Genomic DNA, 22,313 nt, shown 5'->3' with positions numbered 1-22,313 from the left:
CTGGTGGCGACAGGGTTCAATGCCGCGGAGTACCTGCTCTCGGCCGGGCACCCGGACGCGACCGCGGTCGTGTCGCGTGGGCGATCGCTCACCTACGCCGAGCTCGCCGAGGAGTCCCGGCGGGTCGCCGGCGGCCTCGCCGGGCTCGGTGTGCGGCCCGAAGAACGGGTCATGTTCTGCATGGTCGACGACGTCGAGCTGCTCACCGGCATCCTCGGCGCGATGCTGGCCCGCGCGGTCGCCGTCCCGGTGTCGACCATGGTCACCGGGCCGGAGCTGGGCCAGGTGCTGGCCGACTCGCGGGCGCGCGTGCTGTGCGTGTCCGGGGAGTTCGCCGGGCAGGCGGTGACCGCTGTGGAGCTCGCCCCCGAGGTCACCGACGTCGTGCTCGACCGCTGCGACGGCGCCGGGTTCGGCGTCCCGACGCACGACTGGCCGGCGCTGGCGGGATCGCTCCCCAGTGGACGCACGTGGGAAGACTCGCCCGCGCTGTGGCTGTACACCTCGGGCACCACGGGGCAGCCGAAGGGCGCGATGCACCGGCACGCGAGCATCCGCGCGGTCTGCGAGACCTACGCCCGCGGGGTGCTGGGAGCGACGTCGTCGGACCGGTTCCTGTCCGTGCCGAAGCTCTTCTTCGCCTACGGGCTGGGGAACTCGTGCTTCTTCCCGCTCGGCGCGGGCGGGACGACGCTGCTCGAGCCTTCGCGCCCGACGCCCGCGTTGTTCGCGAAGCGCGCTCGCGAGGAGCAGCCGTCACTGTTCTTCGCGGTCCCGACGTTCTACGCGGCGCTGCTCGCCAGTGACGTCCCGGACGACTCGTTTTCTTCGGTGCGGTACGCGGTTTCGGCCGGCGAGCCGTTGCCCGCGTCGCTGTTCGAACGGTTCCGCGCCCGCTTCGGGCTGGAGATCCTCGACGGCATCGGGTCGACCGAGGCCCTGCACATCTTCCTGTCGAACCAGCCCGGTTCGGTGCGGCCGGGCAGCACCGGTGTCCCGGTGCCGGGATATTCCGTGCAGCTGCGCGACGAAGCCGGGTCCGTGATCGACGCCGTCGGCAAGCCGGGCGAGCTGTTCGTGGCCGGCCCGTCGACGGCGACCGGCTACTGGGCCCGCTACGACGCGACGAAGCTCGTGTTCCAAGGCGAGTGGCTGCGAACTGGTGACAGCTACGTCCGGAACGAAGACGGGACGTACAGCTGTCTCGGCCGGTTCGGGGACATGCTCAAGGCGGGCGGGATCTGGGTGTCACCGTCCGAAGTGGAGGAACGGCTGCGGCAGCACCCGGCGGTGGCCGAGGTCGCCGTCGTCGCCGCGCCGGACGCCGACGGCCTCGACAAGCCGGTGGCGTGCGTCGTCCCCGCCCCCGGGTTCGCGGTGGACCCGGGCGAGCTGATCGAGTTCTGCCGCGAAGGATTGGCGGCGTTCAAGCGCCCGCGCGGGGTGGTCGAGCTGGCGGAGCTGCCGAAGACGGCGACCGGCAAGATCCGCCGCAACGTGATCCGCGAGCTGGTCCGCGACTCGCTGCGGACGGTACCCAGCCCGTGATCGACGGGCACTTCGTGGTCGACGCCCACGTCCACACGCCGCGGCTGCCGACGCTGAAACCGGCGTGGCTGCAGTGGGCGCACGACTTCGCCGGTGCGTACCCGTGGCGTTCGGTGTACTCGGCTGACGGCACGGTCATCCCGGCGGCGATGGACGAGCTGATGGAGTCCGAAGGCGTCGACCGGGTCCTGCTGTTCTGCGAGTACAGCCCGCGCGCGACCGGGATCCAGCCGATCGAGGACAACCTGCCGCTGGTGGCGCACAACCCGGAGCGGTTCCGGTTGGTGGCGAACGTGAACCCGTACCTGCACCACCCGGCCGCGTCGGAGGTGGCGCGGCAGCTGGACCTGGGCGCGGTGGCACTGAAGATCCACCCGGTCCACGGCGCGTTCTCGCCGGCGGACAAGGAGCTGTACCCGGTCTACCAGCTGTGCCTCGAACGCGGGGTGCCGGTGATCCTCCACTCGGGAACGTCGAGCTTTCCCGGCTCCCGTACCAGTTTCGGCAACCCGGAGCTGCTGTCCGATGTGATCGAGGACTTCCCGTCGCTGCAGTTCGTCTTCGCCCACGGCGGTCGCGGGTGGTGGTACGACGTGGCGGCGTTCCTGGCGCTGGCCAGGGAAAACGTGTGGCTCGACCTTGCCGGGCTGCCGCCGAAGAAGCTGCCGGAGTACTACCAGCGCTTCGACCTGACGCGGCTGGCGGGGAAGTTCGTGTTCGGGACGGACTGGCCGGGCGTGCCTTCGGTGGCCGCGAACGTCCGGACGCTGACCGGGCTCGGGCTGCCCGAGGACGTGCTGAGCGGGGTCCTGGCGGGGAACGCGATCAAGCTGATGCCGTCACTGGCTTAACGGGCCGAACGCGGGGGTGCCTGCCGGAACCGGCGGCACCCCCGCGCCCCCAGGGGGTCAGCCCATGACCTCGTGCAGGCAGAGCACGTTGCCTTCGGAGTCGCTGAACCAGGCCGCCCGCTCGTTGCCCAGCTGGGCGATGTGGTCGACCGTCTTCAGGCCTTCCATCTCGAAGTCCTGGAACCGGACACCGCGGTCCTCCAGGGTTTTGACTTCGGCGGGCAGGTCGCCGACTTCGAAGCTCAGTGCCGTGTTCTCGCTCTGCGCGCCGGCCGGCATCGGGCGGAGGCCGATGGCACCGCCGGCCGCCGCGAAGTAGAGGGTTCCGTCTTCGCCCTTCCCCGTCTGCTTCAGGCCGAGGGAGTCCGCGTAGAAGTGGCCGGCGCGTTCACTGTCGGTCACCGGAAGCATCGTCGTGATGGTCGATTCGGTCAGCATGGCTTTCATGGTGCGCCGCCACCGGCATCCGGCGTGACCCGACTTTTTCAACGGTCGGCGTTGAACGCGCGCAGTGCCCGCATCGCTTCGGCGAGTGCCGGCGCGTCCTCACCGAGCGGCGTCAGCACGATCCGGCGCAGGATGTCCGCCGCGGCCGCGCGGGCCTTGTTCGCCACGTCCAGGCCGTGCTCGGTCAGTGACGCGAACGTCACGCGGCGGTCGTCGGGGCTGGGGATCCGGCAGATCAGGTCGGCCGCCACCAGGCGGTCCGCCACCTTCGTGAACCCGCCGCTGGACAGCGCCGCCTCGGTGGCCAGGCGGGTCATCGGCATCCGGTGCTCGGGCGAACGCACCAGCCGCAGCAGGATGTCGAACGACGCGGGCGCGAGCCCGAAGCGGTCGGCGATTTCGCCCATCAGCCTGTCCTGGGTGGCCAGGTAACCCTCGATGACCAGGCCCCACCAGGTGACGATCTCGTCGTCGTCGGTGTCCACGGGGGGAAGTTTACCGCAACGGCTCGCCGGATTATTTCTTCCGAGGAAGATGTCAGCCCGTTTGTACGAACCGTATACCGGACGTCCCTACGATCGGCCGATGACTAACGAGGCACTACAGCGTGCTACCCAACTGCTGGACGCCGTCATCCTCGCCGACGGGCACAACGACCTGCCGTGGGAGCTGCGGCAGCACGGTGGCCCGAACCCGGTCGAGGCGGTCGCGTCCCTCGACCTGACCGTGCGGCAGCCCGCTCTGCACACCGACTTCCCGAAGCTCGCCGACGGGAAGCTCGGCATGCAGTTCTGGTCGGTGTACGTGCCCTGTGAGTTCGAAGGCCACAGTGCCGTGACCGCCGTCCTGGAACAGGTGGAAGTCGTCCATCAGCTGGTCGAGCGCTACCCCGACCGGCTGCGGCTCGTCACCACCGCGGACGAGGCCGAGGCCGCGTTCGCCGACGGGCGGATCGCGTCGCTGCTCGGTGCCGAGGGCGGCCACAGCATCGCCGAGTCGATCGGCGTGCTGCGGATCCTGCGCCGCCTCGGCGTCCGCTACATGACGCTGACGCACAACTTCAACACCACCTGGGCCGACGCGGGCACCGACGAGCCGGTCCACGGCGGTCTCACCGAGTTCGGCCGCGACATCGTGCGCGAGATGAACAAGATCGGGATGATGGTGGACCTGTCGCACGTCGCGCCGTCGACGATGCGGGCGGCGATCGAGGTCAGCTCGGTGCCGGTGATCTTCAGCCACTCCTCCTGCACCGCGGTGAACGACCACCCCCGCAACATCCCCGACGACGTCCTGGCGAAGCTGCCCGGCAACGGCGGCGTCGCGATGATCACCTTCGTGCCCGCGTTCGTCTCGCCGAAGGTCGCCGCGTGGAACGAGCAGCTCGAGGCCGCGATGGCCGAAGCCGGGCTGGAGTACCGCAACCTGACGCTGCGCGGGAAGTTCGTCCAGGAGTGGGCCGGCCCGCCGAAGCCGCTGGCCACCGTCGACGACGTCGTCGCGCACGTCGAGCACGCCCGCGAGGTCGCCGGCATCGACCACATCGGCCTCGGTGGCGACTACGACGGCGTCGGCGCGCTGCCCGAGGGACTGGAGGACACGTCCAAGTACCCCGTGTTGTTCGCCGCGCTGCTCGAGCGCGGGTGGAGTGAGGACGACTGCGCGAAACTGGCCGGGCGGAACACGCTCCGCGTCCTGCGGGAGGTCGACGGCTTCGCCCGTTAGGGGGTTTGAGGCGGCGCTCCGCGCGCGCCGGACGGACACTGAGCACATGACGCACGCGCGCGGGGGCGCGGCCGACCGCCCCACCGGTCCCACCCACCAAGACCTGCCCGAAGGCGCCCTGGAACCCGCCGAGCTGCGCGCCGGCGACGTCCGGCCCGGCGCGGAGGAGGTGACGCCGGTGCGCCCGGCGCCGGCCAAACCCGCGGGCAAGGCCCGGCCGACGCGGATCAGCGGCACCTGGGTCGCGGTCATCGCCGGCCTGCTCGTGCTGGTCGTGCTGCTGGTCTTCATCCTGCAGAACCTCGACCCGGCGACGGTGCGGTTCTTCGGCGCCGAAGGCAGCTTGCCGCTGGCCATCGCCATGCTGTTCTCGGCGATCGGCGGCGCGGCGCTGGTCGCGCTGATCGGCGGCGCCCGGATCCTGCAGCTGCGGAAGCAGGCGCGCCGCCGCTGACCCGGCGACCGTTGTTCGACCCAGATCTCAGCACCCTCCCGCGAGGCCCTTCGGCGACGACACTCCTCGTCGAACGGCCAGTCGAGAAGAGGGGTTGAGGATCATGCGTCGGACATCGATCATCGTCGCGGCGACCGCGGCACTGGTGGTGGCGGGGCCCGCTGCCGTGGCGACGGCGGCGACGGACGGGGCCACCGTCAAGAGCCTGGCCAGCTGCACCGCGCACTACGCGAACACGGCGGCCTGGATGGACTGCACGGGCGGTTCGGAGAAGAGCCAGGTCCGGCTCGGCTACAACTGCGGCGTCGGCCCGGTCAACGCCGACCACCACACCAACTGGTACCCGCTCGACCCGTGGGGGTCGCGAACCGTGTCGGCCAGCTGCAACGTCCGCGTGAACGGGGCGTGGCCGAACGTCCGGAAGTACTGACGGGGGGGGGCGCCCGGCGCTGCTCGTCAGCGCCGGGCTCAGCCCGGCTCGGACACGATGATCGAGGTCATCCCGAGCAGCAGCGCGCAAACGTTTTCGTCCCCCGTCGTCCGCACCCGGTCGAGGTCCGCCGCGTTGCGGGTGCAGAGCCGCCAGAACGTGTCCAGGTCCGTCGTCACGGTGGCCAGCGGCGTGCGGGACGGCGGTGCGCCGCGGTCGAGGACCCAGCCGTCGCGTTCGCGGCGCGCGTGCCACTTGCCCTGGCCGGTCACCGTGTAGCCGACCTGCTTGCCGACGCGGGCGTCGACGGCGCGCAGGGTGTGCGGCAGCGCCCGGATGAACGTGTCGGCGATCGGCTCGGCGTACTCCGCCTCCAGCGGCGTGTGCTCCAGGGCCTCGCGGATCTGCACGTGGTGCACCCAGAACTCCGAATAGTCGCGGGCCGCGTCCAGCCAGCGCGGCGCGGGCTCGTCGCCCGCCCAGCTCACCGGCATGCCGAGGACGTCGAGGTCCAGCTGGGCCCAGTACTCGGTCGTCTGGCCCATGAACTCGTACAGCATCGTGAGCAGGACATCCGTCGAAAGCCGGCGGCACGCGACGACCCACTCCTCGTTGATCCGGTCGATGAACCGGGGAAACGCCTCACCCGGCCGGGGGCCTTCGGACGCGTGCCCGTCGCGGCCGTGGGACAGCCGGCCGACCTTGTCGCCCAGCAGGTGGGCGGCGACGTCCTTGACCGTCCAGCCCGCGCACATGGTGGGCCGCGTCCAGTCCTCCTCGGTGAGCGCCCCGAGCAGCGTCATCAGCGCCTGTTCTTCTTTGGAGAAGTACGGGAGGACGTCGATCGGCGGGCCCCAGCGCGTCGGACTCATGTGTGCATCCAACAGGAACGTCACACCTCCATTCGGCCTACCCGCAGGTAGCATCAGCGCGTAAGCAGAGGGGAGTCCGCCGGTGAACGCAGAGCGACCGAACGGCCGGGGTGCCGCCGACGACGTGGCCGACCTGGCCCGCCGCGCCGGTCAGCTGGCGGGCTGGGCCGCGCGCACCGGCTTCGCGCTCGGCCGCAAGCTGCCCGGCGTCGAGACCGCCGAACGCGGCGTCCGGCAGGTGGAGCGCCAGCTGCTGACCGAGCTGCGCCGCCGGCTCGACGAGGTCGACGACCCGTACCACGCGGCGCTCACCGCGGCGTCGGCGATGAACCGCCCGGCCGTGCCCGGGAACGTGCCCGCCGCCGTGACGCTGGTGCCGGTGCGCGACAACCACGCCGAGCCGCTGCGCGCGGCGATGGCCGAGCTGCTCAACCACTCCGTCGGCTTCGGCCGCGAGCGCGCCCGCGAGTACTTCTACGCGATCATCCTGCGCCAGCTGACCCCGGACGAGGCCCGGATCCTGGCCGCGCTGTCCGACGGCTCGCCGTTCCCCGCGGTCGACGTCGTCGAGCGCACCGGCCTCGGCGGCAACGGCCGGGTCGTGCTGCGCAACGCCTCGACGGTCGGCAAGGCGGCCGGGGTGTCGCTGCCCGACCAGGTGCCCGGCTACGTCACCCGGCTGATCGGGCTCGGCCTGGTCGACCTCGACGAAGAGGTGCCGTCGCTGGAGACGCAGTACGAGATCCTGATGACCGACGAGACGGTGCGCGAGGCGGAGAAGCACGTCCGGCGCGCGAAGTTCGTCCGGCGGACGATCCACGTTTCGCGCCTCGGCGCCCAGTTCTGGCAGGCCTGCGACCCCGCTTCTCGACCACACAGCCTCGGCTGACCCGGATGGGGTCGTTCCTCGCCGGCATCGTCGCCGACTTCGCGCAGCACTGGCCCCTCTACGTCTCGATCCCGGTCGTCGCGGCGCTGATCGGCTACGGCACGAAGCTGGTCGCGATCCGGATGATGTTCCAGCCGGTGGAGTTCGTCGGCGTCAAGCCGTTCCTCGGCTGGCAGGGCATCGTCCCGAAGCGCGCGGCCCGGATGGCGAGCATCGCCTGCGACACGATGACCGAGCAGCTGATCAAGCCGGCCGAAGTGGTGGCGCGGCTGGACGCCGAGCGGATTGCGAAGGAGATCGAGAAGCCACTGCTGGCGGGCGTCGAGGACATCGTGCGCGAGGTGGCCGGGCACTACCAGCCGGGGCTCTGGGAGTCCCTGCCGGTCCGGGTGCAGCGGCTGGTGATCGAGCGCGTCCAGCACGAGTCGCCGCGGATGGTCGCCGCGGTGCTCGACCTGATCAAGTCCGATGTGGACAGCGTGTTCGACCTCAAGGGCATGGTGGTCACCAGCCTGGTCAAGGACAAGCGCCTGCTGAACCGGATCTTCCAGGAGGCGGGCGCGAAGGAGTTCAAGTTCATCGCCCGGTCCGGCCTGGTGTTCGGCGGCGCGATCGGCGTCGTCCAGATGGTGGCGTGGGTGCTGTTCAAGTTCCCGCCGATCATGCCGGTCTTCGGCCTGTTCACCGGCTGGTTCACGGACTGGCTGGCACTGCGGATGATCTTCTACCCGATCGAGCCGCGCCGCTACTTCGGCATCCAGTGGCAGGGACTGTTCCTCAAGCGGCGCGCGGAAGTGGCGGAGGCTTACGGGTCGTTGATCGCGAAGGAGATCATCACCCCGCACAACGTGATCGAGGCGATCCTGCACGGGCCGCTGTCGGACCGGGTGCTGGCGTTGATCCAGCGCCAGCTCGACCGGGAGCTGGGCAGCGTCGCGAAGCCGCTGCTGGTGTTCGCCGTCGGCAGCCGCCGGTACCAGGACATGAAGCTGGCGATTTCGTCGCAGATCATGTCCCGCCTGCCGGAGACGATGCGCTACATCGAAGACTACGCGACCGACGCGATGGACATCCGCAACGTGCTGGTGTCGAAGATGAAGCAGCTGTCGCCGAAGGAATTCGAGCGGCTGCTGCGCCCGGCGTTCGAGCAGGACGAGTGGATCCTGATCGCGACGGGCGCGGTGCTGGGCTTCGCGGTCGGTGAGGCCCAGGTGCTGATCTTGGAGCACCTGGCCGCTTAGCCCGCGGTTCGCCGGCGGCCAGGCGGGCGCACAAGTCCACCCGAACGGCCGTACCCGCGGACGTATCCCGGTCGTCACCTGCCGCCTCTACTCTGCGTCAGGAAGACCGATTCGCCGGGAGACTCCCATGGCCGAGACCGCGGAACCGTGGCAGCAGGAAATCCGGCTCGCGATGACCATGGTCGGCGGGGCCAGCCTGGCCATCTGGATGGGCGGGGTCGCCACCGAGACGTCGCAGCTGCTGCGGGAGTCACGCGGGGACGCCCCACCCGGCCTCTACCGGAGCCTGCTCGACGTCCTGCGGGCGAGCGTCTCGATCGACGTCCTCACCGGGACCAGCGCCGGCGGTATCAACGCCGCCTGTCTCGGCCTCGCCGAGGCCTTCGGCTCCACGCCGCAGGTGCTCAGGGACACCTGGATCACCACCGGTTCGCTGGAGAACCTGATCCGGGACGCGAGAGAAGCGCAGCCGCGGTCGGTGCTCGACGGGGACCGCGTGCTGCTCGGGGACGTCGAGCGCGCGCTGCGGCAGATCACCGCCGAAGGCACTCCGCCGAAGGACGAGCCCGACATCACCGTGCTGCTCACCGGCACCATGATCGACGGCGAGACCACCAAGTTCGACGACGCGCTGGGGAACCTGGTGCGGGACACCGAACACCGGATGCTCTTCCGGTTCTGTGGTCCACTATGGACGATCGGGGTGGAGGGGCCGCTCGCGCTCGCGGCCCGCTCCACCGCCTCCTTCCCCGGCGCGTTCGAGCTGTCGCGGATGCCGATCGGCACCGGCGGCACCGACCGGCTGCACCCCGACATGACGCCGTACACGGAACTGACCCGTTCGCACTGGCTGACCGACGGCGGAGTGCTGCTCAACAAGCCGCTGCGGCCCGCGCTGCGCGAAATCTTCGAGCGCACTTCGCACGCCGACGTCCGGCGGCTGCTGCTCTACGTCGTGCCCACCGGCGAAGGCGTGACCGATGCCGTCGAGTGCGATCCGGCGAACCCGCCGCTGCTGTCGAACGCCATGGCCAAGGTCGTCAACACCGTCATGAGCCAGTCGATCAGCGCCGAGCTGGACGACCTGACCCGCCACAACGACGCCGTGCTCCGCGCCCGGGACACGCGGGTCTCGCTGGCCGCGCTGGGCCTGCGCGGCGGGCCGGAATGCCTGGTCGACGCCCGGATCGCCGCCGCATACCTGGAGCGGCGGACCGCCGAGGACGCCGCCGAGCTGGTGCGGGTCGCCGCCCGGCGGTACGCGCTGTCCGAGGCCGACACCCCGGACCGCGACTGGGCGTCCGGGATGTCGCGGCAGCTGCGGGCGATCGCCGTGACCGGGCTGAGCAGCGGCGTCCCGGCCGGGCCGCCTCCCGCCGGTCTCGGCGTGACGGAGCTCGTCGGCTACCGGACGACCGCCCTCGACGACGCCGTCGCGACCGGCCTGCAGCTGATCAACGCCGGGTTCCGGCTCCGGCCGGACGCGGCGCGCGCGGGGGCGCTCAACGACGCGCGCGCCCAGCTGCACGCGGCGCGCCGGACCGCCGGCCGCGGGGTGCGGCTGGCGCAGTGGGTGGCCGCGCACCCCGGGCCCGGCGCGAGCAGCACCCTCGAGGTGTGGATCCGAGAGCTCGCCGAGGAGTGGGCCGGGCTGGGCCGCTCGGCCGCCGTCGCCGAGGCGTGGCCGAAGGTGGTCGCGGGCCTGCGCGCGGCGGCGCCGACGTTGCGGGCCCTCGCCGACGCCGAGCCCGGGAAGTCCGGCACCGTCACGACCCTGCTGGACTGGCTGGCCCTCGGCCCGGACGCCGCGGGCGGCGACGACGTCGTCCAGGCCCGGCTGATCACCCTGCACGTGGCGACGCGCGGGCTGCTCGCCCAGGCGCCGTCGGTCGACCAGCGGGTCGACCTCGTGCAGGTCAGCGCCGATTCGCGGACGCTGCTGGACATGACGCGGCGCCGGTCGTGGGACAAGCTGACCGGGATGCAGGCGAGTTACTTCGGCGCCTTCTACAAGGCGTCGTGGCGGGCCAGCGACTGGATGTGGGGCCGCATCGACGGCGCGGGCTGGCTGGTCCAGTGCCTGCTCGACCCCGTCCGCCTCGAAACGCTGCGGGACGTCGTCGGGCCGGAGCGGTTCCGCGACGAGCTCGTCGCCGCGCTCGAGCCCGGCTGGCGCACGCCGGACGAGCGCGACCGCTGCACGCCGGCCGAGGCGGGTCAGCTGCGCGACCAGCTGACGGCCGAGCTGGCGTTCCTCGGCCTCGACGCCGACCTCGCACCGGTGGCGTTCGGGGACCACCGCCCGATCAGCCTGCCGGTGACGGCGATGGTGCTGGCCCGGGCGCGGCAAGCCGAAATCGCCGCGGAAGAGCTTCCGGTCGTCACGCTCGCGTCGCGTTACGACGCCGACGACCGCCCGGGCATCGAGAAGGCACTTGCCGAGGACTTGCCGAGGGTCGACGTCGACGCCGCGCAGGCCCGGTTCCAGGCCTGCCGCGTCTCGGCGGAGAAGCTCGCCGGAGAGCAGGGCACCGCACGGCTGACCAGGACGCTCGTGGCGCTCGGCGCCGCCACCGTCAACGCCGGGACGATCGCGTTCCGGCTGCCCGGTGGCTGGCCGCAGACCGTCGCGGGCATGCTGCGGACGGTCGCCCGGAGCACGGCGAGGGTCTCGCAGGGCGCGTCCCGGCTCGGCACGGCCGGCTCGCTCACCGCGGGCCTGCTGGCACTGCTGGCCGGCCTGGTGATCGGCACCAACGGCGGCGCGGTCCTGCAGTGGGTCGGGCTCCCCGTCCTCGCGGGTGCGGTGGTCTACCTGGCGACGGCGCTGCTCACGACGGGCCACCGGGTGCGGTGGCTGTTCGCCGCGCTCGGGGCGCTGGTGGTGGCGGCTCTGCTGCTGGCCGCGTTCCTGCCCCCGCTCGCCCGGCCGTTCTTCGGCTGGCTCGGTGAGGTCGTGGCCGGCTGGCGCCGCGGCGAGGGCGCGGTGTGGTGGCTGGTGGTCTCCGGGCTGTTGCTCCTGCCCGCGGTCGTGACGCCGCTGAGCGCTCTCCGGCGCCGCCTCGGCCACCGCCGCGACCGGAACCGGCAAGCGAAGGGCGTCGTGTTCGAAGTGGCCGGGCGTTCGCCCCGGAAGACGGCGGAACGCACGCCGGCACCGAGTTCGCGCTGAGCGATTTCGGCCCGTCGCCTTGCGATCACGGGCGGGAAGGTTCATGGTGCGGGTAGGTCACGGGCTGTGGGCCCGCGCCATGAGCGCGCTTGTGCCCAGCTGCCGGCGACTTGAAACATGTTTGTGCGACTGCTCACCGGGTACATCGCGTCCCCGCAGGTCATCGCGGGGGTCGTGAGCTGCGTCGCTGGCAGGGCAAAAATTCTCTGTTACGTTTCCTGAGTATGTCCGTAACGCACTTGATCGAATCCCCGACCAAGGCGGACGGCGCGCAGCTGTGGCGAATCGCGCGCGATTCCGCCAAGCTCGATCTCAACTCGCCGTACGCATACATGCTCTGGTGCCGCGATTTCGCCGAGTCTTCGGTGGTCGCGCGTGAGGACGGCGAGGCGGTCGGTTTCGTCATCGCCTACCGCAGGCCGGACGCGCCGGACTCGGCGCTCGTCTGGCAGGTCGCGGTCGACGCGTCCCAGCGGGGAAAGGGCCTGGCCGGAGCCTTGCTCGACGCGCTGTACACGCGCCTGGTCGGCGAGGGGGTGCGTTACCTCGAGACCACGATCACCCCGGACAACGAGGCGTCCATCCGGCTGTTCACTTCGTTCGCGAAGCGGTGGAACGCCGCCATGGAAACCAGTGTGCTGTTCGGCGGGGAGGATTTCCCCGAAGCCGGGCACCTGCCGGAAGAGCTTTACCGCATCGGTCCGCTGACCGCGCCCACGAATCCGGGCGATTAGGAGAGAAACGAACACATGAGCATCTTCGAAGAGCTCGAATCCGAAGTACGCAGCTACAGCCGCGGCTGGCCGGTCGTGTTCGACCGCGCGCAGGGCAGCTGGCTGTACGACGAAAGCGGAAAGCCCTATCTGGACTTCTTCGCCGGGGCCGGCGCGCTGAACTACGGGCACAACAACCCGCAGCTGAAGCAGGCCCTGGTCGACTACATCCAGCGGGACGGCGTCACCCACGCCCTCGACATGTTCACCGTGGCCAAGCGCGACTTCCTGCAGACCTTCCGCGACAAGGTCCTCGACCCGCGCGGGCTCGGCTACAAGGTCGTGTTCCCCGGACCGGGTGGCGCGAACGCCGTCGAGGCCGCGCTGAAGCTGGCGCGCAAGGTGACCGGCCGGGAGTCGGTCATCAACTTCACCAACGCCTTCCACGGCATGACGCTGGGCGCGTTGTCGGTCACCGGCAACTCGATGAAGCGCGGTGGCGCCGGCGTCCCGCTGGTGCACGCCACCCCGATGCCGTACGACCAGTACTTCGACGGCGCGATGCCGGACTTCCTCTACTTCGAGAAGCTCCTGCAGGACTCCGGCAGCGGGCTCAACGAGCCGGCCGCGGTGATCGTCGAAGGCGTGCAGGGCGAGGGCGGCATCAACGCCGCGCGCCTGGAGTGGCTGAAGGGGCTCGACGACCTCTGCAAGCGCCACAACATCCTGCTGATCCTCGACGACGTCCAGATGGGCTGCGGCCGCACCGGACCGTTCTTCAGCTTCGAGGACGCCGGGATCACGCCGGACATCGTCTGCCTGTCGAAGTCCATCAGCGGCTACGGCATCCCGATGGCGCTGACGCTCATCAAGCCGGAGCTCGACGTCTGGGAGCCGGGCGAGCACAACGGCACCTTCCGCGGGATCAGCCCGGCGTTCGTCACCGCCAAGGAAGCGATCGACGTCTACTGGAGCGACGACGAGCTCGAGAAGTCGACGAAAGCGAAGGGTGAGCGCATCGCGAGCGCCTTCAGCGGCATCGTCGAGGCCTACCCGGAGGCGAACCTGTTCGCCAAGGGCCGCGGCCTGGCGCGCGGCCTCGAGTTCGCGAACGGCGACCTGGCCGGGCGCGTCTGCGCCGAGGCGTTCGCCCGCGGCCTGCTGATGGAGACCTCCGGCCCCGACGGCGAAGTCATGAAGCTGCTGCCGCCGCTGACGCTCTCCGACGACGAACTGACGCAGGGTCTGTCGATCATCGACGAGTCGATCAAGGCCGTCCTGAAGAAGTAGAAGTAAAGGAGATTGCCCGTGCTCGTCCGCACACTCGACGAGATCACCGACACCGACGCCGACATCAAGACCGAGAACTGGCGCAGCAAGCGGATCATCCTCGCCAAGGAGGGCGTCGGCTTCTCGGTGCACGAGACCACGCTCTACGCGGGGACGGTCAACGACTTCTGGTACGCCAACCACATCGAGGCGGTGTTCATCACCTCCGGTGAGGGCGAGATCGAGGACCTGGCCACCGGCAAGGTGTACGAGCTCAAGCCCGGCACGCTCTACCTGCTCAACGACCACGACAAGCACCAGGTCCGGCCGAAGACCGAGATCAAGTGCGTCTGCGTGTTCAACCCTCCGGTGACCGGCCGCGAGGTGCACGACGAAAACGGCGTGTACCCGCTGATCACCGAGGACGCATAAGCACCGGAGAGGAACACAGGAGGCGAAGCCCGTGACGCTGACGGACACCCGGGTCGACGACGCTTACCCGACCCGGATCACCGGTACGCCGGCCCACCTGCCGCGCGAACACCCCACGGTGTGGGGCACCGAAGCCGACGGCCCGATCGACGCCGCCACGCTGGCGAACCACGAGGCGCGCGGCTACACCGTGGTCGAGGACCTGCTCTCCGTCGGGGAGGTCCAGACGTACTGGCAGGAGCTGGTGCGGCTGTCCTCCGACGCGGAGCTCGCCCGGGACGAGCGCGTGATCACCGAGGCGAAGACCGGTGAGGTCCGGTCGATCTTCGACGTCCACGAGATCTCGGGCCTGATCGCGGAGCTGGTGCGCGACCCGCGCGTGCTCGACCGGGCGCGGCAGCTGCTCGGCTCCGAGGTGTACGTCCACCAGAGCCGCGTCAACTACATGCCCGGCTTCAAGGGCACCGGCTTCTACTGGCACTCGGACTTCGAAACCTGGCACGCGGAGGACGGCATGCCGACGCCGCGGGCGGTCAGCTGCTCCATCGCGCTGACCGACAACCACCCGTTCAACGGCGGCCTGATGATCATGCCGGGTTCGCACCGGACGTTCGTCCAGTGCGCCGGGGAGACGCCGGGCGACAACTACAAGAGCTCGCTCAAGGACCAGCGGGTGGGCGTGCCGAGCGAGGACGACATCACGAAGATGGCGGCCGAGCACGGCATCGACCAGTTCACCGGCCAGGCCGGCTCGGCGCTGTGGTTCGACTCGAACATCATGCACGGCTCCGGGAACAACATCACCCCGTACCCGCGCTCGAACATCTTCCTGGTGTTCAACAGCGTGGAAAACGCCCTGCGGGAGCCGTTCGCGGCCGGCACGCCCCGGCCCGCGTTCATCGCCGGCCGCGATTCGACGCCGATCACGCGCTGAGCCGAACCGGAGTCCCCGGGAAGCCGGAGATCCTGACCCGCCGGTGACCGGCCCGGTGCGCCCTGTTACCGTGTCGCCACCGCGCGGGTGTGTGGCCCGTGCAACACGTCTTCGCGGACGACCGGCGGCGGGTACTTCGCTCGGGGTGAGCTCACCCGCCCGGTTGCCCTCGGTGGCGGACGGGCGGACGGCCCTTGGCGGCCCGGCCGGGAGTTTTGACGGCGACCCCGCACCACCGGATCGGGACCGGTGGTGCGGGGTCCTGTCATGTCCGCGTCATCGCAGGGGCGCACCGCACCCGCAGCGGAATCCGCAGCGGCCGCGATAGGTCCTGGTCCCGGCCCGGTGGGGCGGTATTCGCCGGCGGGCCACCACGGTAGGTTGATTTTTCCGGCGGGGGCGACGCCGGGGACACCGTGGACCCGGGGAGGTGGGCGCGAGCATGGCCCAGACCCGGCTCCAGCTGCTCGGGCCCGTTCAGCTCTTCCACGACGACGAGCCCGTCCCGATCGGCGGACCGGGGGTTCGCGGCCTGCTCGCGTTGCTGGCGCTGCGGCCCGGCAAGGTCGTCGGGCTCGACGAGATCATCGACGCCCTGTGGGGCCACGACCCGCCGGCGACCGCCCGGACCATCGTCCACGGCAACGTTTCCCACCTGCGGCGCATCCTGCGCGACCTCGACGGCCCGCGCATCCTCACCACCCCGCCGGGCTACCGGCTGGACGTCGAGCCGGACCTGATCGACGTCCACCGGGCGCGCTCGCTGCTGGACCGGGCGTCCCTGGCGACGCCGGAAGCCGCCGCCGCGCTGCTGGCCGAAGCGCTTGCGCTCTGGCAGGGCCCCGCGCTGGGCGGGGTGCCCGACTCCCTGCGGGCCCCCGAGCTGGAGGACCTCCGCCTCGCCGTGCACGGCGCCCGCGTCGACGCCGACCTCGAACTCGGCCGGCACGCGGAACTGATCGTCGAGCTCAGCCCGATCGTCCGGGCCGATCCGCTGGCCGAACGGACCGCGGGCCAGCTGATGCGGGCGCTGTACCACGCGGGCCGCCGCGGGGACGCGCTCGAGCTGTACCGGACCGTCTCCCGCGCGACCCTGCGCACCCTCGGCGTCGAGCCCGGCGCGGAGCTGCGCTGGCTGCACGAGCGCGTTCTCAACGACGACCTCCCGGCGCGGGACGTCGTCGCCCCGGCCGCCGGCGCGGAGCCGGCGAAAGCGATTTCGCAGCTGCCCGCGGCGGTGCCGAACCTGGCCGGGCGCGCCGAAGAACTGGCCTGGCTCGACGGCCTGGTCACCCGGGCCGAGGCCGGGCAGACCACGATCGCGGTGGTCACCGGCACCGCCGGGGTCGGGAAGAGCTCGCTCGTCGTGTGGTGGGCGCACCGGGCCGCGCCGCGGTTCCCCGACGGCGTCCTGTTCGCGTCGCTGCGCGGCTTCGACCCGCACCACCCGCCGCTCGAGCCGGCCGAGCTGCTCACCCAGTTCCTGCTCGGCCTCGGCGTCGAAACCGCGAAGGTCCCCGAGCTGCTGCACGAGCGGGTCGCCCTCTACCGCTCGCTGATCGCCGGACGGCGGATGCTGGTGCTGCTCGACGACGCCCGCACCGCCGAGCAGGTGCGCCCGCTGCTGCCGCCGAGCGCGCGCACGATGACGGTGGTGACCAGCCGCTCGCGCCTCGACGGGCTCGCCGTGTCGAACGCGGCCAAGCAGCGCGTGCTCGGCACGCTCGCGCCCGACGACGCCGTGGCGCTCATCGAGGAACTCGCCGGCCCGGCGAGCCTCAACCACGCCCTCGCGCGGCTCTGCGGCTACCTCCCGCTGGCCTTGCGGATCGCCGGAGCGCGGCTCTCGGCGAGTGCGCAGCGGACCGCGGAGGAGCTCGTCGACGAGCTCGGCAACGAACGCACCCGGCTCGCGGGGCTGCAGGTCGACGGCGCCGACGACAGTGTCCGCGCGGCGTTCGACGTCTCCTTCCGCGGCCTGCCCGGCGAAGTCGCGGAGACGTTCCTGCAGCTGGGCGCGGTGCCCGGGGTGATGGTCGGGCCGCACGTGATGGCCGCGGTCGCGCAGATCACGGTGACCGAGGCCCGGCGGCGGTTGCGCACGCTGGCCGCGCACAACCTCATCGCCGAGACCGAGCGGGACGTCTTCGTGCCGCACGACCTCGTCTGGCTGTACCTGCGGGAGCTCGCGGAGCAGGAACTCGGCGACAAGGAGCGCGACGAAGCGCTCGGCTGGACGGTCCGCTACTACCAGGCGGTGGCCGACCGGGCGCGGCGCCGGCTGGGCCGGATCGCCGACCCGCTCGACTTCTCCCACGTCCTCGCCGACGACGCGATGCCGCCGCTTCCCGGCTTCGCCGAGGCGCACGACTGGTTCGCGGCCGAGTGGCCCAACCTCCTGGCCGTCCTCGACGCCGCCTACGCCGCGCGCCGTCACGACGACGTGTGGCGGCTGGCCCGGCTGGCCCACACGTACCGCGTCGCGTGCCCGCTGCTGGACGAGTGGACGCGGATGGCCGACCTCGGCGTCGCCGCCGCCGAAGCCGCGGGCGACGTCGCGGGGCAGTGCTGGCTGCGGCTCGCGCGGTGCGAGATCGCGCTGACGTTCGAGCTGCCGGGTGCCGGGCTCGCCGACGCCGAACGGGCGGCGGAACTGTCCGCCGCCTCGGCCGACGAGCGGCTGCGGACGTCGGTGGACCTGCACCTCGGACGCGCGCTGAGCCGGCTCGGCGAGCACGAACGGGCCATCGAGCGGCTGGCCGAGGCCATCGCGAACGCTCCCGACGTCACCCTGCGCGGGCAGGCGCTCAGCAGCTGCGCGCAGGCGGAGAAGCGAGCGGGCCGGCTGTCCGACGCGATCGCCCACCAGCGCGCCGGCCTGCGGATCGACCGCGAACTGGGCGACGACGTCCAGGTCGTCGTCTCCCTGGACAAGCTGGCCGAGCTCAGCTTGCGGGCCGGGGACCTCGAGGCCGCCGAGCGGTACGTCTGGGAAGCGATCGATCTGGCGATCAGCCGCGAGTTCGTCGCGCGGGAAGGGACGCTGCGGCTGACGCTGGGCCGGGTGCTGCGGGCCAAGGGCGACATCGACGGCGCGCGTGAACAACTGGCGCTGTCGGTGCGCATTTACGAGCGCGTGCACCCGAAGCTCGTCGGTGAGGTTCGCACCGAACTCGCCGATCTTCAGTAACGGCTTTCTCGAACTGCGGCCGTTCGGATCGGCGCCCGGAATTTCGTTGCGAATGGGTCACGACCGCGCCTGTGCGCTGAATCCTTAGTGGATTCTTAGTGGGCGCGGGCGGTGTCCGCGTAGGTTCGGCGGTGCCGGCAGAGCCCTAGGGGAGGGGCAGGCGGAGACGCCGGTGCCAGGCCCCGCGCGGGAAACCACCGCGGGGTCCGGAGCCGCCAGGAGCGGCTCGTGGCGGCCCGGCCGGCCGACGTGGGGGTAGGCCGGCCGGTCGCCAGGCGGGGGTGCCGCGCCGGCTCAGCTGACGTTCGCCGTGCAGAGCGCGATCGTCGTCCCGCTGTTTTCCGCGACCTTCTTGCCGTCGACGAGAATGGCGCAGCGGATTTCGTTGCTGACCGTCGCATTGCGGGTGTCGGCGGTGAGCGTCAACAGGTAGGAGCCATTGTTGTAGGACGCTTGCCCCTGCCAGGCGTCGGTGCTGGCGGGCGCGTTTTCGGTGCGCTGGTCGTTGAGGCTGCCGTAGCGCACGGTCGCGCCGCCGGCGGAGGTGACCTGGAAGGTCACGGCGTGCTTGTCGGTGGCCACCGCGGGCAGGTGGAGCCCGGACTCGCCGCCGCCCAAGAAGGTCGAGTACAGCAGCATCCCGGCCGTGGTGAGCAGCGCGGCGGCCGTGACGGTGGTGGCGGTGATCGCCACCCCGCGGTCGCCCACGGTGCCCTTCTTGGCCTGGACCAGCCCGGTGATCGCCAGGATCAGCCCGATCCCGCCCAGCGGCCACGCGACGAACTCGACATCCGGGACGAACGTGACGACCAGCGCCGCCATGCCGAGCAGCAGGCCGACGATCGCCAGGATGTTCCGTGCGGGCTTCGCATTGGCTTGACGACGCTCCGTGGCCGTCACCGGCGGCGCGGGTCGGCCGTGGCGCGCGGTGGCCGGCGGGTACTGCGGGTCGGTCATCATGCGAACCCCTTCGGGTGGGAGTGCGACGACGTTAACCCATAAGTGTGGCCCCGAACGAAATTGTTACATTCTGGAAAAAGTCATTGTCCCACCATTTGGGGTCAGGTATCGATATTTCCTGACATCGCGGGCATGGTGTGGCCCGATGATCAATGGGAAGAATATCGGAGTTCCCACTGTTCGACGCGGCCTTTCGCGACCTCGCAGCCGGTATCGTAAATACCGTACGGGCATCCGGGCACCACCGTGAGGCCTACGACGACCGTAGGTACCGGCGTTCAAGACGAAAGTCGTATACCGGACTTCTCAGTCGAAAAGGCTTACTTCCGGGGTGATTTCGAGCAGTTCGAAGACGGGCCGTCCGCGACGGCCGTCGATCGTCGTCGTGCGCACGACGCGCAGCCGGGCGGTCACCGGGCGGTCGAGGTTTTCCTTGATCTCGTCGAGCAGGTCCGGAGCCACCGCGCCCTGGATCGTGCCGCCCGACTCGCGGTCGAGGTAGAAGATGCGCCGCCGGGTGCGGACGCCGTCGAGCCGCCCGCGCACCGTCTCGTAGCCGACTTCCTCGCGGGACTCGCGGAGGCTGCCCTGCAGGATCCGCGCCTGCTCGGTGGTCATGCTGCGGGTGACCTGCTCGCCGGCGGTCGGCGTCAGCGCCATCCCGATGCCGGCGTTCTTCGCGACGGCGTTGACGATGTCGCTCACCGCGTTGCGGACGGTGTCGCGCTGGAGCAGCACGGCGTCGAGCGCGCCGTCGTCCGAGCCGTTCGCCGGCAGGAAGTCGCAGAGCTCCTTGACCGCGCGCTCGGACAGCGTCTCGATGCCGTCGACGATCAGGGCGTCGTCGGAGACGTCGAGTTCGGGGAAGCCGAAGAAGATCGCGTTGCCGGCCTGGCCGCGCTGGATCAGCGGCGCCTTGTCCCGGTCGGTCTGCTGGACCTGGGTGACCTCGCCGGACGGGTTCCGGATGATGTGCCCGATCTTCGCCGTCGCGTCCTGCAGGGCGCGGCTGATGTCGGAGAAGGTGTACGCGTCGATGGTCTGCTCGCCGATCACCGAGACGTGCAGCAGCGGCGAGCGGGAGGTCCGCTCGAACTTGGCGTTGGCCGCCATCGCCGAGGCGCGGGCCAGGTCGTCGAGCCACGTGCCGCCGGGGATTTCGTCGGCGATGCGCCGGAACTCGTTCCTCACCAGATCATCTCCGGGTAGCCCCTGCCGCCTTCGGCCCAGACCTCGGCCCACACGTCTTCGTCGCCGGGGCGGCACAGGAAGCCGTCCAGCATGCCGCCGACCGGCTGCACCTGGTCGAGGTACATCGCCGGCTGCCCGACGATCACCCCGCGCAGCGTGAGCAGGCCGTAGAGCGCGGACCGGCCGGCGTCGTCGAGCCGCTTGAGCGCGCCCCACTCGTCCGGGATGAGGACGACGTCGAGGCTCTGCGGCGGGTGGGCGGTCCGGGTGATGAGCTCGCCGCCGATCCAGGCGCGGCCGGACGGGATGATCCGCCGGGCGACGCCGAGGTAGCTGTTGAGCGCGCTGAAGAGGATCTCGCGGTCGTTCTGGTGCGGGGCGTCGAACACCAGGCGTTCGTAGACGTCGGCGAGGTCACCCGCGTGCCGGCCCGGCGGCAGGACCTGCTGCGACGTCCAATGGGGGAGCGCCACTCCACCCCCTTCTCAGCCTTCGCTCACAGTGCGTAGCCGAACTTACCAGGATGGGTGTCAGCCGCCGCGCCCAGGCTGCTGCCACTGCCGGGTGGCGTCCGGGGGCTCTTCGGCCTGCGGCCAGGCGGGTTCTTCTTCGGTGGGCCAGTCCTCGGCCTGCGCCCCGCGCTGCGGCGGCAGCGGCAGGTGCCCCTCGCGGTGGCCGACGGGATCGGGTTCTTCGTCGTCGTGGACCTCGGCGCGCGGGTCGGGCGCGTGCTGGGCCCAAGCGGCCGGGATGAACTGCGTCTGCTCGGTCGACAGTGGCGGCGGCGGTTCGTACGGAGGTGCTTCGTCGTCGGGTTCGGGTTCCCGGGCGGGCTCGGGCTGGGGACGCGGGGTGGCGCGCAGCACGACCCACGACGTCAGCGCCCCGAGGGCGAAGGCGGCGATCAGCCACAGCCAGATCTGTCCGAACAGCCAGAACATCAGCTCATCACCCCTCAAACGACCGTGATCTCGACACGCCGGTCTTCTTCGCCGCCGGTGGCCGGCCGGGTGTCACCCAGCCCCCGGTAGGTCACGCGGCCGGCCGCCAGTCCGTTGGCGGTGAGGATCCGCGCGACGGCCCGGGCGCGGTCCCGCGAGAGTTTGAGAGCGGCGCGCTCGCCACCGGGCCCCCGGGCGACGTGCCCGGTGACGCGGTACCGGAAGCCGGCGGGCGCCTTGGCGAGAGCGATCGCGACACTGCGCGCGGCCTGTTCGCCGTCAGGGGTGAGCTTCGCCGTATCGGGCTCGAAGGCGATGGGCGCCTCGGTGAGCATCCGATCGATCTCGGCCTGCACACCGGCCTTGTCGGTGGGCGGCGGAGCGGTGGTGCTGGTGGTCGGCGGCGGGCTCGTGGTGGTGGTCGTCGGCACGGGCGGCGCGGTGGTGGTGCTGCTGGGCGCCACGGGGGTGACATCGCCGTTGACCTTGGCGGCCCGGACACCGTCGACCTTTTGCACGATTTCGAGGGCTCTCAGCGCTTGGTCGGGCGGGAATCCGCTCAGGGTGGCGTCCCGCCCGTCGAAGCGGACATCCCCGGTGGGGAGCCCGGCCTCGAAGAGGGCGGTCTGAGCCCGCGCGGCCAGGTCCCGCTCCATGCCCCCGGACCGGGTCCAGGTGGCGACCCCCGCGAGCAGCGCTGTGACCAGCACCGCAACCGGGACCACGAGGATCCAGCGCCGACGCATAAGGGGACTGTAAGCCGGGTGCCGCGGGTTGGCGACCTGAATCCGGGTGGTAATCCACAAGTTGTCCCCAGGCAAGTCGACATGTGGACAACTGCGGCGATCGTGTTCGGTTGGGCACTTTCTGTCGGAGGTGGTCGATAGGCTGGAGGCGGGTGGTTCCCCCAGGGAGGGTGGGCTGCGTTCGGGGCCGGTTTGGGTTGAGGATCAGCCGGGAGCCGGGAGCCTGCCAACCCCGATCAACCCACCCGAACAGAACCCAGCCCACTCGAGCCGCATGCCGCGGACAGCCCCAACCCCGGCCACTCGAG

Annotated in this window: 21 protein-coding genes; 13 read left to right on the top strand and 8 right to left on the bottom strand. The window is 71.1% G+C overall.

Features of this window, described 5'->3' with window-relative positions:
- Positions 1–3 precede the first annotated feature (3 nt).
- Both ACFVYA_RS09735 and ACFVYA_RS09730 read left to right on the top strand, forming a co-directional pair.
- Positions 4–1,548: a benzoate-CoA ligase family protein gene (locus ACFVYA_RS09735; protein ID WP_387044131.1), complete on the top strand. Its 1,545-nt coding sequence runs from the start codon at positions 4–6 to the stop codon at positions 1,546–1,548.
- Entirely contained in the window at positions 1,545–2,399 is an 855-nt protein-coding gene (locus ACFVYA_RS09730) for an amidohydrolase family protein (protein WP_387044129.1), read from the top strand. The genes ACFVYA_RS09735 and ACFVYA_RS09730 overlap by 4 nt, the downstream gene beginning before the upstream one ends.
- A gap of 57 nt (positions 2,400–2,456) precedes the next feature.
- On the opposite strand, the gene ACFVYA_RS09725 is transcribed toward ACFVYA_RS09730, so the two are convergent.
- Together ACFVYA_RS09725 and ACFVYA_RS09720 are read right to left on the bottom strand one after the other, a co-directional pair.
- Complete coding sequence (locus tag ACFVYA_RS09725) at positions 2,457–2,837, bottom strand: VOC family protein (protein WP_103335687.1); 381 nt, start codon at positions 2,835–2,837, stop codon at positions 2,457–2,459.
- A 47-nt stretch (positions 2,838–2,884) separates the two neighbouring features.
- The gene (locus tag ACFVYA_RS09720) at positions 2,885–3,331 is read right to left on the bottom strand and encodes a MarR family winged helix-turn-helix transcriptional regulator (RefSeq protein WP_387044127.1); all 447 of its coding nucleotides are present in this window, start codon (positions 3,329–3,331) and stop codon (positions 2,885–2,887) included.
- Positions 3,332–3,431: 100 nt separating this feature from the next.
- Here ACFVYA_RS09720 and ACFVYA_RS09715 point away from each other — a divergent pair, with 100 nt between their 5' ends.
- The 3 genes from ACFVYA_RS09715 (at position 3,432) to ACFVYA_RS09705 (ending at position 5,455) form a co-directional block, all read left to right on the top strand.
- Positions 3,432–4,571, top strand: a complete 1,140-nt coding sequence (locus ACFVYA_RS09715; protein ID WP_387044125.1) for a dipeptidase — start codon at positions 3,432–3,434, stop codon at positions 4,569–4,571.
- Between the two features lie 46 nt (positions 4,572–4,617).
- Positions 4,618–5,025: a lipopolysaccharide assembly LapA domain-containing protein gene (locus tag ACFVYA_RS09710; protein WP_285986834.1), complete on the top strand. Its 408-nt coding sequence runs from the start codon at positions 4,618–4,620 to the stop codon at positions 5,023–5,025.
- 103 nt (positions 5,026–5,128) lie between these two features.
- Complete coding sequence (locus tag ACFVYA_RS09705; protein WP_387044123.1) at positions 5,129–5,455, top strand: hypothetical protein; 327 nt, start codon at positions 5,129–5,131, stop codon at positions 5,453–5,455.
- Between the two features lie 38 nt (positions 5,456–5,493).
- Here the strand turns inward: ACFVYA_RS09705 and ACFVYA_RS09700 are convergent, their stop codons facing one another.
- Positions 5,494–6,327 carry a maleylpyruvate isomerase family mycothiol-dependent enzyme gene (locus ACFVYA_RS09700; RefSeq protein WP_387044121.1) on the bottom strand — a complete coding sequence of 278 codons (834 nt, stop codon included), beginning with the start codon at positions 6,325–6,327 and terminating at the stop codon, positions 5,494–5,496.
- Positions 6,328–6,409: 82 nt separating this feature from the next.
- Between ACFVYA_RS09700 and ACFVYA_RS09695 the strand changes: the two genes are divergently transcribed.
- The 8 genes from ACFVYA_RS09695 to ACFVYA_RS09660 all read left to right on the top strand — a co-directional run bounded on the left by ACFVYA_RS09695 (position 6,410) and on the right by ACFVYA_RS09660 (position 18,167).
- Positions 6,410–7,216: an Abi-alpha family protein gene (locus tag ACFVYA_RS09695; RefSeq protein ID WP_387044119.1), complete on the top strand. Its 807-nt coding sequence runs from the start codon at positions 6,410–6,412 to the stop codon at positions 7,214–7,216.
- A gap of 5 nt (positions 7,217–7,221) precedes the next feature.
- Complete coding sequence (locus tag ACFVYA_RS09690) at positions 7,222–8,457, top strand: DUF445 domain-containing protein (protein WP_285986830.1); 1,236 nt, start codon at positions 7,222–7,224, stop codon at positions 8,455–8,457.
- A 127-nt stretch (positions 8,458–8,584) separates the two neighbouring features.
- A complete protein-coding gene (locus tag ACFVYA_RS09685) occupies positions 8,585–11,629 on the top strand; it encodes a patatin-like protein (RefSeq protein WP_387044116.1) in 3,045 nt (1,014 codons plus the stop codon).
- A 224-nt stretch (positions 11,630–11,853) separates the two neighbouring features.
- The gene (ectA, locus tag ACFVYA_RS09680) at positions 11,854–12,363 is read left to right on the top strand and encodes a diaminobutyrate acetyltransferase (RefSeq protein WP_387044114.1); all 510 of its coding nucleotides are present in this window, start codon (positions 11,854–11,856) and stop codon (positions 12,361–12,363) included.
- A gap of 15 nt (positions 12,364–12,378) precedes the next feature.
- The gene (gene ectB, locus ACFVYA_RS09675; protein WP_387044112.1) at positions 12,379–13,632 is read left to right on the top strand and encodes a diaminobutyrate--2-oxoglutarate transaminase; all 1,254 of its coding nucleotides are present in this window, start codon (positions 12,379–12,381) and stop codon (positions 13,630–13,632) included.
- Positions 13,633–13,650: 18 nt separating this feature from the next.
- Complete coding sequence (locus ACFVYA_RS09670; protein ID WP_003071625.1) at positions 13,651–14,043, top strand: ectoine synthase; 393 nt, start codon at positions 13,651–13,653, stop codon at positions 14,041–14,043.
- 31 nt (positions 14,044–14,074) lie between these two features.
- Entirely contained in the window at positions 14,075–14,977 is a 903-nt protein-coding gene (thpD, locus tag ACFVYA_RS09665) for an ectoine hydroxylase (protein WP_387044109.1), read from the top strand.
- A gap of 442 nt (positions 14,978–15,419) precedes the next feature.
- Complete coding sequence (locus tag ACFVYA_RS09660) at positions 15,420–18,167, top strand: BTAD domain-containing putative transcriptional regulator (protein WP_387044107.1); 2,748 nt, start codon at positions 15,420–15,422, stop codon at positions 18,165–18,167.
- A gap of 294 nt (positions 18,168–18,461) precedes the next feature.
- Here ACFVYA_RS09660 and ACFVYA_RS09655 read toward each other — a convergent pair whose 3' ends face one another.
- The 5 genes from ACFVYA_RS09655 to ACFVYA_RS09635 all read right to left on the bottom strand — a co-directional run bounded on the left by ACFVYA_RS09655 (position 18,462) and on the right by ACFVYA_RS09635 (position 22,005).
- Positions 18,462–19,127, bottom strand: coding sequence for a DUF4190 domain-containing protein (locus ACFVYA_RS09655; RefSeq protein ID WP_387044105.1), 666 nt, complete (start codon positions 19,125–19,127; stop codon positions 18,462–18,464).
- Between the two features lie 306 nt (positions 19,128–19,433).
- Positions 19,434–20,318, bottom strand: coding sequence for a hypothetical protein (locus tag ACFVYA_RS09650; protein ID WP_155540591.1), 885 nt, complete (start codon positions 20,316–20,318; stop codon positions 19,434–19,436).
- Complete coding sequence (locus tag ACFVYA_RS09645; RefSeq protein ID WP_285986823.1) at positions 20,315–20,791, bottom strand: DUF6932 family protein; 477 nt, start codon at positions 20,789–20,791, stop codon at positions 20,315–20,317. The genes ACFVYA_RS09650 and ACFVYA_RS09645 overlap by 4 nt, the downstream gene beginning before the upstream one ends.
- A 57-nt stretch (positions 20,792–20,848) precedes the next feature.
- Positions 20,849–21,259, bottom strand: coding sequence for a hypothetical protein (locus ACFVYA_RS09640; RefSeq protein ID WP_285986822.1), 411 nt, complete (start codon positions 21,257–21,259; stop codon positions 20,849–20,851).
- 14 nt (positions 21,260–21,273) lie between these two features.
- Positions 21,274–22,005: an OmpA family protein gene (locus tag ACFVYA_RS09635; protein ID WP_387044102.1), complete on the bottom strand. Its 732-nt coding sequence runs from the start codon at positions 22,003–22,005 to the stop codon at positions 21,274–21,276.
- Positions 22,006–22,313: the final 308 nt, after the last annotated feature.

It is taken from the genome of Amycolatopsis sp. NPDC058278 (assembly GCF_042881395.1).
GTDB lineage: Bacteria > Actinomycetota > Actinomycetes > Mycobacteriales > Pseudonocardiaceae > Amycolatopsis.
This window is presented reverse-complemented; position numbering and strand designations above follow the sequence as displayed.

Bases quoted from the DNA above. Each gene is read 5' to 3' on its own strand.
- ACFVYA_RS09710 (WP_285986834.1), top strand. From the start codon at position 4,618: ATGACGCACGCGCGCGGGGGCGCGGCCGACCGCCCCACCGGTCCCACC.
- ACFVYA_RS09640 (WP_285986822.1), bottom strand. From the start codon at position 21,259: ATGTTCTGGCTGTTCGGACAGATCTGGCTGTGGCTGATCGCCGCCTTC.
- ACFVYA_RS09705 (WP_387044123.1), top strand. From the start codon at position 5,129: ATGCGTCGGACATCGATCATCGTCGCGGCGACCGCGGCACTGGTGGTG.
- ACFVYA_RS09725 (WP_103335687.1), bottom strand. From the start codon at position 2,837: ATGCTGACCGAATCGACCATCACGACGATGCTTCCGGTGACCGACAGT.
- ACFVYA_RS09700 (WP_387044121.1), bottom strand. From the start codon at position 6,327: ATGAGTCCGACGCGCTGGGGCCCGCCGATCGACGTCCTCCCGTACTTC.
- ectB (WP_387044112.1), top strand. From the start codon at position 12,379: ATGAGCATCTTCGAAGAGCTCGAATCCGAAGTACGCAGCTACAGCCGC.
- ACFVYA_RS09690 (WP_285986830.1), top strand. From the start codon at position 7,222: ATGGGGTCGTTCCTCGCCGGCATCGTCGCCGACTTCGCGCAGCACTGG.
- ACFVYA_RS09685 (WP_387044116.1), top strand. From the start codon at position 8,585: ATGGCCGAGACCGCGGAACCGTGGCAGCAGGAAATCCGGCTCGCGATG.
- ACFVYA_RS09715 (WP_387044125.1), top strand. From the start codon at position 3,432: ATGACTAACGAGGCACTACAGCGTGCTACCCAACTGCTGGACGCCGTC.
- ectA (WP_387044114.1), top strand. From the start codon at position 11,854: ATGTCCGTAACGCACTTGATCGAATCCCCGACCAAGGCGGACGGCGCG.
- ACFVYA_RS09655 (WP_387044105.1), bottom strand. From the start codon at position 19,127: ATGATGACCGACCCGCAGTACCCGCCGGCCACCGCGCGCCACGGCCGA.
- ACFVYA_RS09635 (WP_387044102.1), bottom strand. From the start codon at position 22,005: ATGCGTCGGCGCTGGATCCTCGTGGTCCCGGTTGCGGTGCTGGTCACA.
- ACFVYA_RS09660 (WP_387044107.1), top strand. From the start codon at position 15,420: ATGGCCCAGACCCGGCTCCAGCTGCTCGGGCCCGTTCAGCTCTTCCAC.